This is a genomic window from Candidatus Omnitrophota bacterium (assembly GCA_040755155.1).
Classification (GTDB): domain Bacteria; phylum Hinthialibacterota; class Hinthialibacteria; order Hinthialibacterales; family Hinthialibacteraceae; genus JBFMBP01.
On the sequence record JBFMBP010000082.1, the window covers coordinates 1 to 13,425 of the forward strand.

Annotated in this window: 9 protein-coding genes; 2 read left to right on the plus strand and 7 right to left on the minus strand. The window is 50.5% G+C overall.

Annotated elements, in window-relative coordinates:
• Positions 1-163 precede the first annotated feature (163 nt).
• From AB1656_11330 to AB1656_11340, 3 genes are all read right to left on the minus strand, one after another.
• Positions 164-790, minus strand: coding sequence for a hypothetical protein (locus AB1656_11330; GenBank protein ID MEW6235971.1), 627 nt, complete (start codon positions 788-790; stop codon positions 164-166).
• A gap of 542 nt (positions 791-1,332) precedes the next feature.
• Entirely contained in the window at positions 1,333-1,848 is a 516-nt protein-coding gene (locus AB1656_11335) for a hypothetical protein (protein ID MEW6235972.1), read from the minus strand.
• A 70-nt stretch (positions 1,849-1,918) separates the two neighbouring features.
• Positions 1,919-3,259, minus strand: coding sequence for a hypothetical protein (locus AB1656_11340; GenBank protein ID MEW6235973.1), 1,341 nt, complete (start codon positions 3,257-3,259; stop codon positions 1,919-1,921).
• A 471-nt stretch (positions 3,260-3,730) separates the two neighbouring features.
• On the opposite strand from AB1656_11340, the gene AB1656_11345 reads away from it, so the two are divergent.
• Complete coding sequence (locus AB1656_11345; GenBank protein MEW6235974.1) at positions 3,731-5,071, plus strand: Gfo/Idh/MocA family oxidoreductase; 1,341 nt, start codon at positions 3,731-3,733, stop codon at positions 5,069-5,071.
• Positions 5,072-5,087: 16 nt separating this feature from the next.
• Here the strand turns inward: AB1656_11345 and AB1656_11350 are convergent, their stop codons facing one another.
• A complete protein-coding gene (locus AB1656_11350) occupies positions 5,088-6,536 on the minus strand; it encodes a sulfatase (protein ID MEW6235975.1) in 1,449 nt (482 codons plus the stop codon).
• Positions 6,537-6,791: 255 nt separating this feature from the next.
• Complete coding sequence (locus AB1656_11355; protein ID MEW6235976.1) at positions 6,792-8,678, minus strand: hypothetical protein; 1,887 nt, start codon at positions 8,676-8,678, stop codon at positions 6,792-6,794.
• Positions 8,679-8,959: 281 nt separating this feature from the next.
• Here AB1656_11355 and AB1656_11360 point away from each other — a divergent pair, with 281 nt between their 5' ends.
• The gene (locus AB1656_11360; GenBank protein MEW6235977.1) at positions 8,960-11,242 is read left to right on the plus strand and encodes a hypothetical protein; all 2,283 of its coding nucleotides are present in this window, start codon (positions 8,960-8,962) and stop codon (positions 11,240-11,242) included.
• Between the two features lie 442 nt (positions 11,243-11,684).
• Here the strand turns inward: AB1656_11360 and AB1656_11365 are convergent, their stop codons facing one another.
• Together AB1656_11365 and AB1656_11370 are read right to left on the minus strand one after the other, a co-directional pair.
• Entirely contained in the window at positions 11,685-13,184 is a 1,500-nt protein-coding gene (locus AB1656_11365) for a hypothetical protein (protein MEW6235978.1), read from the minus strand.
• A gap of 98 nt (positions 13,185-13,282) precedes the next feature.
• Complete coding sequence (locus AB1656_11370; GenBank protein MEW6235979.1) at positions 13,283-13,420, minus strand: hypothetical protein; 138 nt, start codon at positions 13,418-13,420, stop codon at positions 13,283-13,285.
• Between the last annotated feature and the right edge of the window lie 5 nt (positions 13,421-13,425).

The following is a 13,425-nucleotide window of genomic DNA, read 5'->3' on the forward strand; positions in this document are numbered from 1 at the left end:
TTCCAGCCTGCACAAGATATACTGGAGGCAAGATGCCTGCACTACAACAGGCAGTCAGCCGATAGCATCATTAATACTTTTTGCCGGATCGTCAGTGATGAATGATGAGTAAAAAAAGGTAACGATCTTCATCGCCCCGACATTCGATCCGAGACGCTAGGTATCAATCGCCGCCGAATTTGATTTGGAAATCGGCCGGCGTTTCGCATACGCCCGACTGCGTGATTTCGCCTTTCTCGTTCATCAGAAAATAGGGGCCAAAACGGCGGCCGTCTTTCACCGATGTGTAACTCTCGATTTGCAGGTTTTTGTGGAAGAATAGTATGCAGCCATTGGCTTTGCTATTTAGCATTTCTAAGTAATCTCGAACGCCCGCGTCTTGATAATGTATAACATAGCTCTTTTTGTTGGAATCTTCAACAAATAAATCAACCAATTTGTTGTCGATGTATGTCATTTTCATTGTTTTTTGTTCATCAGAATCCTCGATGTTGAGATAACGCCCTTTACCTTTAATTTCACTCGATTTCAAGCCAGGAAGGGATAGTGCTGCCTCTATAGGAAGACGCATTTTATCGGCCAGGTTCCGAATCTCCTGCGCTTTCGTTAGGGCGGCGTCGATGACGGATTGCGCAATCTTGCTTGACTCTCCGCTTTGCTCTTGACTCGCGTTTCTGACTGGAACTACAGAGGATGGTAAGATATTCTTTAGCATCAAATAAATAGCGATCAACCCAAGCAGGATGATTAGAAAGACTATTAATATTATTGCTATGCGTTTACGCGTCATTATTTGTCTCCTTAACCTATAGGTAAATATGGAGTAATTAAATTAAAAGTAAGATTCAATTACTAAAATCCCACCCTAATTGTCCCGGACTAGAAAGGTAACCGATATCCAGCCATCGTTGTGTATCTGGTAGTGTAATCCCCCCAGCTGCTCCCGCTTGTATGCCTTTATCAGTGCAGTTGTTATCATATAAATGATAGGTGCCAGGATTAAGATATAAATTTTTAGTGAATATCAAACCATTATAAAATTGTTGTTGGCTTATATAATATATTTTAAAAACTTCAAATGGATAAGTATCATCATTTGCGATTGTTCCTTAAGCAGTATAAGGTCCCAAAAAAGGGCTTAACGCCGGAGGTTGGACGATATCCCCATTTAATATTAGCGTATGGAAGAAGGTCGCTTGGAATTCCAGATGTGCCACTAGCCCAGAATCGCCAGAAAGTATGTCCTACATCATAGTTACCATTACCATCTGTTTCATATAGATCAGCATCGCCTCCTCTTCCGGGTTGGTCAACATATATGGTAAAAGTGTATTATGCAGGCGTAGGTGTTGGTACGGGCAACGAATTGATGACGATCGTCATCGTTTGCGCCATTACCGGCCAATTTCCGCAGCTGCCGCCGCTGCATGTGGTTCCCAAATATTGGGCAATAACTGTATATGTACCCGCACCAGGAAATACCATATTCGTATAATAGTTATTTGGATTATTGACACTGACAGAACCGTGCGAGCACGTCCAAATCCAGCCGTTTTGGGTGCAGCTTCCGCAGCACGTGCAATTCAAATTTCCATCTATTTCGTACAAGCCCATATCGAAATGGAGCGTAACGATGCCGTTGGCGGTTACATTTACGGTCGTTTGTCCCAGTTCACTCTGCGCCAACAGGTTCCATTCCGGCAATTTAAAAACCCAGACGGATAATTGGTCAGGAAAATCGCAGCATGCGGGCCAATTCGTGCATGCGTATCCCGGCATCGCGCTTGTGGTCGCCAACAATATTATTATAGCGAAGATGGATTTTATGGTAAAAGAGGTTCTTTTCATTTTATATTCCCCATTTTAATCGTGGATTTCTATAGTTATTCCTATTTAGTCTGTTTTCTTGAAATAGGGATCAATTCAGTTCATCGAAGCGATAGCGGCGGACGTCGCCTCCGGATTTTTTGACTTGCTGCAAATGCGCCAGCAGACGAATCGATTTTTCTTTGCAATCCATATCGGAATGTTCGATGCTTCTTTCGAAGCGTAGAATCACGTCTTCCAACAGCGGGGTTGCTTCCTCCAATTTGTTTTGCGCCACCAACGCCTCGGCCAGACAATACTTGATAGATGGAACGACTTCTTCTTTGGGATAGTTCGATAGTACGTACTTGAGCAGTTCTTCCGATTCCTTGTACTTTTTCTTCATATACAAGGCCTGTCCATAGCATTTCGCCATGTTCGCGCCCGCCAAGGTCTGCGGGAAAAACTCTTCCATACCCTTCAAACACCATGCTTCCGCCTCGTCAAAGCGCCCGTTCCATGCCAGTCCCAATTGATGAAAATCGTATAGCCCGGCAGCCAAATCCATAGGAATTTCAACGCGGATTTTCTCGTCCTTTATCAAGCTGCTTTCAAGAACTAAAGACGTCACTTCCAACATTCGCGGCATGTTTTCTTTCGACTTTTCCAAATGCCATAAAATATTCATGATCCGCTCCGCTTGCCATCGCGGACTGCTTTGACTTTTATCCAAATAACTTGAGATATTTTGGCGGGCGGCGTTAAAATCTCTTCCTTCCAAAAACAGGCACAAGGCTCTATAGAGAGGCAGGTTCTCGTTTTCTTTATAAAATTCGTCCGTTGAGGATAGGAGGCCTATCGTTTTTTGAAACTCATTTTCAACGGCGTCGAACATGGTTAAGGCTTCGCCGTAATGTGCGTCGATGGTCAGGCATAACGCTTGCGCTAATTGAAGGATTTGAGGATGGCCGGGCGAATCGGCCAACTGCGGTAAGACTTTTTCCGCGACGGAGTGGGAAGAATTTTTCGTTTTGTAACGTTTAAGAGCGTCGGCGAAATAGAACAAGTCTTTCTCGTTGCGATAGGCAAACCATCCATTATGAATATTGGCCGCTCTTTTGTCGTCTTCGCCGGTTTCGGAAAGGCTGTCGCGGTAATCGGTAAACGAGTTATCCCACTTTTCCTCGCAGGCTTGGCGATAGATGGCGTCTCCTTCTTCCTTTTGTCCCAAACGGCGCAGCAACCGCGCTTTCGCCAGCAGGGCGTTTCGTTCCAATGGGCTATCTTTTTCTGTTTTCTTTAAAAGTTTTTCGATTTGCTTCAACGCATCGTCGTCTTTTTTCAGCGCTTGCCCTAATCGCACCAAATCCTTAACGGCTTCGAGACTTATGGCGACATCGCTGGCGTTTTGCAATATCTCTGTCGAAAGGTCGAAACGTTCCTGGGAGGACATTGCTCCTTTGAATTGGAGAAAATCGTCCTGATTATTAAAATACGGTGCATTTTGCGATTGTACTAGGAAGTATCCCGCTACAAGAAATACGCTAAGGGATAATATAATAATGATCTTACGCATGAGCTTACTCCTTCTAAATTGGATTGATAATTTATATTAGGAAAAATTTGCCGATAAATATCATAATATTTTAACAAATAGGTCATAAATGATACTTTCGACTAGAAAGAGACTGTCGTTCATCTATCGCTATCTGGAATCAACACCGAATCGCTATAATAATAATAATAATAATAAATCATATTGTCAATAAGAAAATTTAAAAATTACAAGAAATTTTTCATGCCAAACTTCTATGCCCTTTAAAGGCTCTACTTTCTTTTTCCTCGCCATGCCTATCGCTTCCCTTGGGGCGGCGGCGAGTATGGCCGTATAATCTTCGATATCCCAAAATCAGCGAGGACGATCATGCGGCAGTTGCGAATCGCCGTCATCGGCGGCGGCATGTTTTTCAAGGAGATTATCGGGCAGACGTTGAAGGATTTCGAACGCGGGGGCTTCGCTGGGGCGTTGACCTCTATCGGCATGAGCCACTATGCGCCGCTAGTGGCGGATATCCAATGCCGCTTCATCGCCATCGGTACGCATAGCGCTGTGTTGGGCAACGTGGACGGCATCGTGCAGTGGTTCAAGGAGGATTTTCCCGCATCCGCCCTGCGCGCGCATTACCGCGAGAACGTGTGGGAGGAGATGCTCGACGTTTATCAGCCGGATATTCTTTTTGTCGCCACGCCAGATCATCTGCATTACGCGCCGATTATAGCGGCGCTGGAGCGGGGCGTCCACGTTATCACGGAAAAGCCCGTCTGCCTTAAGACCGCCGAGATCGACCGCATCATCGCCCTTGCGCGGCGGCAAAAGCGGATCGTGGCCGCCGACATGCACAAGCGCTACGATCCCTTCGTGCGCGACTTGATGAGCCACGCCAAAGAAAAATACGACCAGATCGACCGCGTGCGAGCCTGCCTGGAAGAGCCGATCGACGTTTCTACGGAAGTGTTCAAATGGGCGGAGCAGTCCAATCCTTTCACCTACGTCGGCTGCCATTGGCTGGACGTCGTGGCGTATTATCTCGACGTCTTCCCCGCCAGCCTTTTCGCCGTGGGGCAAAAGAAACTGTTGGCGAATTGGGGCCGCTATCATCGCCTCTCCGCCGAAAAAGAGAAGCGCCCGTTGGAATCCTATTCCAAGCCGCATGACATTAATGCCTGGGACGCTCTTTCCGTGGGCATTACTTACGCCGATGGGATGTACGGCGAATACCACAACAATTGGATTAATCCCCGCGATTTCGAAGGCGCCGTCAACCAGGAGATCGAGGTTTATGGAACGCTGGGGCGGGGCATGGTCGATCAGCAGGATCGGGGCTACCGAGAAGCGATCATGGGCGAAGGTTCGCGCACGCGCAATCCGGCGTTTGGAGGCCGCATCCAAAATCGCGGCGGCTATACCGAGATATTCGGCTACGGCAAAGCGTCGATCGTGGCGGGAATTTTGGCCATTGCGCGGGCAAAGTTTTTCGGCGACGATCCCGAAGAATTGAAGAATACCTACCCCAACGTAGAATCGCAGCGTAATGTTATTATGATTATCGAAGCGGCGGCGGAAACGGCGCGGCGCAACTTCGATTATCACGCCGCCGGCAAAGGCTGCCCTGTCACGGCGCGCTTCGAAGAAGACTTGATCGCCATCGTCGATCCCTACCGGACGCCGGTAGAAGATATCCTCTATCGACGCAGCGAAGAATGAAGGAGAAACGAAGCAATCACGCGCGAAAACTGGGAACCATAGCCGCTCCGAACTCTTTCATCAGGGCGCCGAGGCGTTTGCGCATATCCTGCCTTGTTTCGTAATGGGCGGGATCGTCGATGAGGTTGCGCATTTCTTGAGGGTCGTTCTGCAAATCGTACAATTCGTCGAGATCGAAAATCCCGTTGAAATTCATGTATTTGTAACGCTCCGTGCGCACACCGAAAACTGTAGGCGTTTGGGGGAAAGCGCGTTCCCAAAAATATTCGTAGAGCATGGCTTCGCGCCAGGAAACGTCTTCGCCGCGCAAGATGGGGAGGAAAGACCGGCCCTGGATGGTATCGGGAATGGGCAGACCGGCGGTTTCCAAAATAGTGGGGGCGATATCGACGTTGAGGGCGATGCGATCGGTTCGCCGCTTCCCCTGGATTCGATGAGGATAATGGGCCAACAGAGGGACGCGGATGGATTCTTCGTACATGCAGCGCTTGTCGATGAGGCCGTGTTCTCCATGAAGAAAACCGTTGTCGCTGGTAAAAAGAATGAGTGAGTCGTCCAATGCGCCTTGAGACTCCAAAACGTCCAGCACGCGCCCGATGCTGTCGTCGACGGAGAGCATGGTTCGATTGTAGTCGAGGAGAAAGCGGTCGAAATAGGTCCCGTCGTGATACATATAATCCACGCCGTGCCAGCTGTGGCGCTGGCGTTTGACCCAAAGGGGTTTGCCTGCGTAATTCTCTTCCGCAGCGGCCATCGAAGCCGGATGTTCGATTTTGACGTCGGAGAAAGCGTCTTTATGACGTTCGGCGGGATAGAAATCGGCGTGAACGGCTTTGTGGGAGAGGTAGAGAAAGAAAGGCTTGCTGCGCTCTTTCTTTAAAAATTCCTCGGCGTAATCGGTAAGCAGATCGGTCATGTAGCCCTGGCGCGGCGTGGTCTTGCCATTGATATTGAATACAGGATTGTTATAAACGCCCTGGCCTCTGAAACTGACCCAATGGTCGAAGCCGGGGCGGGGCGCGTCGCTTTCGCCGCCCATGTGCCATTTGCCGATGAAGGCTGTCTCGTAGCCGCCCTTTTGCAATTCGAGGGGGAATATGGGCGCGGCTTCCGGCAGAAGCGTGGAATTGTCCAGAACGCCGTGGAGATGGGCGTATTGGCCGCTGAGAATGCTGGCGCGGCTGGGCGAGCATAACGAGGTCGTAACGTAAGCGTGGTTGAAGAGAACACCATCGTTGGCGAGACGGTCGATATTGGGCGTCTTGAGGAAGGGGTGATTCATGCAGCTCATGGAATCGAAGCGCATGTCGTCGATGAGAATAAAGACGATGTTGGGCTTTTGGGGTTGCGCCTGGGAGGAAGCAGTATGTGATGCGCCGATAAAAGGAAAAGCGATTCCCGCGGCGGAAGCGGTTTGAAGAAATCGGCGGCGAGTGGATTGGTGGGAATTCGGCTTCGTCATCATTATCCCCTAGCACTTGATTTTATTTCTCCAATAAATCCGAAAACGACAATTTGGATCGTTTCCCAATATATCAGAAATTGGAAATGACGAAAGTACAATAGCGAAATCAAATCGGTTCAAGGAAATACTTGACTTAAACCAATCTGTATTGAGTCGGGCGATTATACGACGCCAATATCCGTAAAATTCAAAACATATCAAATCATAGACTATGATGAAATCCGCTTGTAAGTTTTCGTACAAGCGGCGGCGCGGTCAATCTCCCGCCGATACGTCCAGATCGGGCGAGGCGATATATCCGCGAACGTAACTGATATAGAGCGCGTCTTTGTCGAATTGCGTATAGGCGCGGGCGGTGGTTCCCGTTACGAAGACGGAATCCGCCGCCGTCAGACCGCCGGGATCGGTCGATTCCTTGTAAGGTTCGTTGGCTCCGGCCATGATTCCCGCCATCTGCAAAGCCGTCGTAAGAAATTCGTTCTGCACCTGTTCCGCACTATAGGATGGAAACTTTTCCTGGATTTTCTGCAGGGTGTTGATGGAAAAATCGTTGGCGGCGATGCGGCGCGCATCGTCGGTGGATGTTTTGGGGACGCTGGCGCTGCCCAAAACCGAAGTTTGGGGATTGTCCCACCACCAGCCCAGAATATAGGAACTGGGCAATCCCATCTCGCTGTAATTGGGCGGATAAACGCTGGAAGAAAAGGAACTGACGCTTAAACCTGTTAAAAGATTGCGCGTTGCTTGCGGTAATTGAATCGTAATGATGTTCAAGAGCAGAGTTTTCTCCTGTTCGGTGGGAACATAGCCAGAATCAGCGGCGGCGGCGTCCAACAGCAGCCAAGGTACGGAACTCGGCAGTTTGAGTTGCGTCATCACTTTCTGCCCATTAAACGTGGTGGCGTAACTTTCGCTGGATCGGAAAATGGCGTCGTAGGCGCTCATAGGGAATCCCAAGGGGATGACGGCTTCGTTCATCGTTCGGCTGGCGGTTGGCGAAAACGCGGCGCCGACGTGAAGATAATGGCTCTTGCCGGAAACGCGCAGCCGGAAAGATTCCGTGGTTGCGGAAAGAATCAGGGAATAAGAACCGTCGCCGCCGGAAACCGTGGAGAGAATAGCGCTCTCGTTCGTCGCGTCGCTTACGTTGTAAAGAGCAGGAATAAGGGATACCTCGGCGCCCGCGACGGGATCGCCTTCCACGGCGTCGCCGCTATTGATAAGGTAGGAAACTTTGCCGGATAGGCTGATTGTAGGAATAGGCGTAGGCGTGGGCGTCGGCGGAATCGGAGTCGGCGTTGGAGTCGGCCATAAGGTGGATTGGTCGATGGAAAAATTGATCGGACCAGCGTCCATGCGCGCGGGGCTGCCGGTTTTGCGCAGCGCAAAAACGCGGAACCAATAGGCCATATTATTCTGCGGCCCGCTCTGGAAGGCCTTATCCAACAGAAAAGTGCGGTTGCCGTCAAAGCGGAAGAAATAAATATCCGCCGCACCCGTTTGACCGAGAAAAACGAAATTCTGACCGTCGACGCTGACCTGGACATGTACGTCGTAGAAGTCGCCTTCGCCGGGATTGAATTTCAAAGCGATGGCGCTTTCGAGTTCGCCGTCCACGTCCTCGCCGTTGCTGAGATCGGTGGAATGGAATAGGTCGTCCACGACAATGGCCGTTTGCGCGGGCAAATCGCTGGGATTGGCGATCTTTTTCAATTTCACCGCTTCGCCGCCGTCTAGGTTATAGCCCATCGGACCGCGCTGGTTCAATACGACGTTGGCGGCGTTGGTGCGCAAGCCCCAAACGCGAAACTCGAATTGGGTATTCACGTCAGGGTTGTTCCACGTATAAAAACTTGCTCCGACGTCGACTGCGTTGAGATAGAAAAAGCCGCCGTCGTTTTTCTTGACGTAGATATGCCAGGCGTAAACGTCGTTTCCCGTATAATTCCAACGCACGGTCAACTTCCTATCGTTGACATCGTCGAAATCCGTCTGGCGGGTAAGACCGTCGATGCTGGTTTCATCGTCATAGACTTCGACCGTATCGGCGGGAATGGAAAACGTTTGCCCGAAAGCGGGAGCGGCGAAGAAGATGGCGAGTATGGGAATCACTCTCATCGTAGAGTTAATGGAACGATTCATATTGCTTCCTCACTTTTTAATTTTGAACTTTTATGATATGAGAAACGGGGCGATAAAAAGAAAAAGCCGCCGAATCAAATATTCTTTTCAACGATATTTTTCCGCGCTAGACTTTTTATCAGCAATTTTTAAAAAGAAAGTAATATTAGAATACAGAAGGTTTTGTCTTACTATATCAAAAAAATTCGTTTTTGCATCGTATTTTGACGAGAATTAGGGATATTTCGTAAAATTCTAATGAAGTCCCTTCCTATTTTTAATCCTTTCGAGGCGCGACTCCAATGAAATGCAACCAATGGAATCCCTTTTTCGTTTCTTTACCGATTTTTCTGGCAATGGGGATAGGTTTTTCTGCGACAGGATATGCATCAGATATTTCTCTTCGCTTGCCGCCCAGCGTTCTTCCCCAATTGGGTTGTTGGTTCTGGCAGGATCGCGAATTTGAACCTTTAGGGTATAAAGAATTCCTCGATGTAATCAGTACTCATTCGTCTTACGCTTATCTTACTACCAGTTTGCGCGCTCCATTAAAAGAAGTAACGGATGATGAAACCTATTCTCACATTAAAGCTGCTGCTGTTTACGCTCGCGAACGCGGCGTTTCTTTAGTTATGGACTTGGATGTCCGCTTGGCGCGGCGCGCCTTTCAAAAACAATATCCCAACGAGCTGCAAGAAATGTTGATGATGCAGGAATTCGATTTATCCGCATCGGAAGAGATTCAAATCGAAATCCACAGCCGCGAATTGAGCGATCATTACACCTTTAACACTACGCCATATGTTTCTCTTCAAGGGAAATTATTGCGTGTATATTCCTACAATCGCGGATCTGACGGCATCGATTCGGCGACGCTTCAAGATATCACTAGCGCCTGCCGCGTCGTCGAAGCGGCTAGTGCTTCCGTCAAAGCGATCCTACCCGCCGCCAAGAACCGCAAAGCCTGCGTCATGGCTTCGTTCGCCCGCTTGACGCCAGATGTTTTCGCGCCGCACATCATGGAATTTCAACGCGCCATTCTTCAACAATATGCCGACGTCCCCTTGGCGGGAGTGTGTAAGGACGAGTGGGGATTTCCTCCTTGTTTTGACGGCAATCCTAACAAGAACGAATTCGGCTATTCCGCTTATCGGGCGCAAACCTATGCTCAGGAGACCGGCGGGCGCGATTTGCTTTTTGACTGTCTATTGATGACTTTCGGCGTTCAAGGCCGCGAACGCGAGCGCATTGCCGCCATCAATCGCTTTATGCAAATGTCCTGCCGCCGCAACGGTGACATCGAGCAGGATTTCTACCGTTCCGTTAAGGAGATTTTCGGCGCGGCGGCGGTCGTCGCTACTCACCCCACCTGGTGGCCCTATCCAGAGGCGCGGGAATTTATGAAAAACGGTTTGGATTGGTGGATCGCCCGGCGCGATTGGGCGCAAACCGACGAGACGACTCCCTTCGCCGTGCGGACGGCGCTGGCTAAGAAGTGGAACAGCCCCGTCTGGTACAATATGTATTATTCAGGCCAGAAATCCGATTACGAACGAAGCGTTTGGACTCATGCTCTCGCCGGAGGCCGCATCAATTATCATCCAATCTATCCCGCTGATGGCGATCTTTTTCAGCGCAGTTTCGAACTTTTGCGCGGCGATCTTGCGAAAGCGGAAAGCCGCGTGCGGCTGTTGAATTTTATTACTAAAAGTCCTTTGGATTGCCCCGTCGCCGTTATTTTCGGCCACGCCTGCGCCATGAATTGGGCGGGACCGGCTTACAACGACGTGGGGATGGAGATGGCTGACGTTCTATGGCGGGCGGGATATCCCGCCGATTTGATTCCCAGCAGCGAGATTGAAAACGGCAGTCTGCGAATGGATGAAGAAGGCTGTATCAAATATGGTCCTCAGCGCTATTCCGCCGTTATTCTTTATCATCCCGAATTCGAGACCACCGCTGTTAGCCGATTTTTCCAGAAGGCGGCGTCTGGCCCCACGGCGCTTTACCGCCTCGGCGATTGGACGCGCGATTTTGAGGGGAATCCCTTTGACGGCGCCGCCGCGCTGCCGCCGTCCATGAAAGCGCTTCCCGATATATCGTCGTTGGCAGCGGACGTAATCCAAACTCTGCAAACCAAAGGGATCGCGCCTCAGACTCCAGCGTCGTCCAAGCTGGAAGGTTTTAGCCATATCTCCAGCTCGCCGTCTACGGAAGGCTTTTGCCGCTTGATCGATGGAACCGTGATTCTTATCGCGGGGACAAATAACATTGCAGGCGATCCCATTGAAAAAAACCTGAAGGTTCAGAATCGAGAAACTTCTATCGAAGCGGCGGGAGTCGCCGCCGTGCGCTTGGACGATCATGGGCGTCTCGATGGATTGGCTGCTGGAGCGTTGAGAAAATTCGAACTTGGCAGTTTCAGGCTTACATTGCGGCAGCCGGTCGATCTTGCGCTCTGGCGGGATCGGGATGGATCGTTTACAGGAGCGATTCAGGATTGCGATGGCCCGATTCCAGAGGAGTTAATGAAAATTACGTGCGATTGGATGCGAATTTCATCGCCCCTCTTGAATGATGAATGATGAGCCGCCACACCGAGGAAATCAGCGATAGCAGAAAGAAAAAGGACCGAGGAGTCTTGGCTCGGCAAGAGCCTCGCCCTCCCTTCTTGTTCGAAGGTGAATTGCGGGAGAGCGAATCTCCGTTTTTCCCCCTGCGTCCGGCATCGCGGCATGTCATTTCGAGGGAGCGCAGCGACCGAGAAATCTTCAACCCGCGTGTGGAAGGATTTCTCGCTATCGCTCGAAATGACAGAGTCGCAGCATGACAGAGCCGTGATGAGCCTGCCAGCTTTCTGTTTTCTTAGGAGATGCCTTACCGATGATTTCGGCGATGGCATGGAGAAAAAGTAGGATGGGTCGCGTTTTTTGACCCATCGATAATTATGGAATGGAGTAATTGAGGGGTCAAACGGTATGACCCATCCTACGATTACGTGGAAAAAATGAATGGGGAAGAATAAAATCAATCGAATTCGAAAGCGTAAAGATCGGCCCGGATCAGTTCGAATTCGAGTTGGATGATTTGACCGTTCGCATTGGCGAGACCGTCGCCGCGCCAGCGTACTTCTTCGCGCAAACCGCCGCTGGCAATGGGCTGGCAATCGGCGAAACTTAGACCGTGGAGAACTTTCCCGGTTTTTGCATCCAGCGCTTGAACGCGCACTTGGCCTCCGCTGGCGTTGACGTTCAACCGCAATGTTCCCGCCGGATTGGACAATTGGATGGGGACGGTTTTAAGCATTCCGGGCGCATCGCCTTCCGCCCTCCTCGCCGCATAACGATCCAAGGGCATTTTAACTAAGCCGATCTGCCGTTCTTCAAAGCGATTCATCTTGTGTCCTTGTTTGTATCCGCCGTAATAGAGATATACGTCATCGCCAACGATGAATTGCTCGTCGATCCAGGCATGGGCGTGATCCCAGGCTTGGGGATTGTCGTCCGGCTCGAAGAACTTGGAACGGTCGCGAATCCATGAGCGTCCATCCCGGCTCCAGGCGAGCGAAGTATGCGCGCGTCCGAAACTGCCTGGCTGCGTATCGGAGGCTTTTAGATCGTCTCGCAGCACTTTAACCATTCCGATGCGCAACGATCCGCGCGCTAGGTATCCATTCATGGCGTAGAACTGAGTTTGTCCATCGTCCAAAGCGTCATTGGCGGCAAGAATAAACCAGGGAGGCTCCCAATGGAGTAAATCATGGCTGAAGCTCATCATAGTGGTTCGTCGTTGGCCGCTCCATTGTTCTCCCGCGATATACGTCGATACCGTCGCCGCGTAGACCTGGCGAATGGGATCCCAGCTAATATTGTTGATGTCGTGATCGTGGGGCAATACGACGCCGTCCGTCAGCGCCCGCCACTTGAATCCATCGGCGGAAACCAGGATGCGCATTCCCCCATCGAACCAATAGCAGTAGGCGTAACGGGCCGACGGATTGGGATCGAGGGATTTCCGGTCGATGACTTCTGATCCGAACTGAATCTCCGGCGTTTCGCAAATCCGATGAGGCTGGATGAAGTGGATTCCGTCTTCCGATTCCATCGTCGCCAATAGGGAACGGTCCATTCTCTTGTCGTCCCGCCATGCGCCGTAACAGATGCGAAAACGTCCGGTTTCGGAATCCCGCAATACGGAGAAGAAAGGTTGAAAACAATGATCCTGGCTGGCGTTGACAATGGGATTGGGAATAGCAGGCGACCGCTGCGGCTGTATGACCACCCGCGAGATGTGGGCGCTATCCGCGATCAGGTAATCATCCAACAACAAGTGGGGACCGGCATGCGCCATGACCGGCAGCGCCGCATCCGGCGCCTGCCCGGGGATGTTTTTTTCCGGCTGATAAATAATCGATCGATCTGCGCAAGGAGGAGTTAGGGCGTCCGATGACGCGCCGCATGGAAAAAGAATAAGCGCCAACGCAAATAGAAATCCCATATAACCTTCTTGTAATACCGCTATTCTCATGATCCGCCTCCCTTCGTTCCGCGCTGGAATCCGTTGCGCGTCTAAGTTTTTCTCTCTAGCGGATTGCGCTTCCGCAAAACCTGCTTTTGTTCTATCGGTTATTTTTCATCTTCTTCATTGGCCGTTTCGCCGTCAAGGCGATCGGCGGCTAGTCGCCGGGACATTCTCCAATGCTCGTTGCGAAACGATCGCAGCCGTCGTAGGATGAAATAATCGATAGTCAAAAACGCGGCCATTCTTC

Excerpts from the sequence above, each read along its gene's own strand:
- AB1656_11330 (MEW6235971.1), bottom strand. The coding sequence starts at position 790 with ATGACGCGTAAACGCATAGCAATAATATTAATAGTCTTTCTAATCATC.
- AB1656_11335 (MEW6235972.1), bottom strand. The coding sequence starts at position 1,848 with ATGAAAAGAACCTCTTTTACCATAAAATCCATCTTCGCTATAATAATA.
- AB1656_11340 (MEW6235973.1), bottom strand. The coding sequence starts at position 3,259 with ATGTCCTCCCAGGAACGTTTCGACCTTTCGACAGAGATATTGCAAAAC.
- AB1656_11345 (MEW6235974.1), top strand. The coding sequence starts at position 3,731 with ATGCGGCAGTTGCGAATCGCCGTCATCGGCGGCGGCATGTTTTTCAAG.
- AB1656_11350 (MEW6235975.1), bottom strand. The coding sequence starts at position 6,536 with ATGATGACGAAGCCGAATTCCCACCAATCCACTCGCCGCCGATTTCTT.
- AB1656_11355 (MEW6235976.1), bottom strand. The coding sequence starts at position 8,678 with ATGAATCGTTCCATTAACTCTACGATGAGAGTGATTCCCATACTCGCC.
- AB1656_11360 (MEW6235977.1), top strand. The coding sequence starts at position 8,960 with ATGAAATGCAACCAATGGAATCCCTTTTTCGTTTCTTTACCGATTTTT.
- AB1656_11365 (MEW6235978.1), bottom strand. The coding sequence starts at position 13,184 with ATGAGAATAGCGGTATTACAAGAAGGTTATATGGGATTTCTATTTGCG.
- AB1656_11370 (MEW6235979.1), bottom strand. The coding sequence starts at position 13,420 with ATGGCCGCGTTTTTGACTATCGATTATTTCATCCTACGACGGCTGCGA.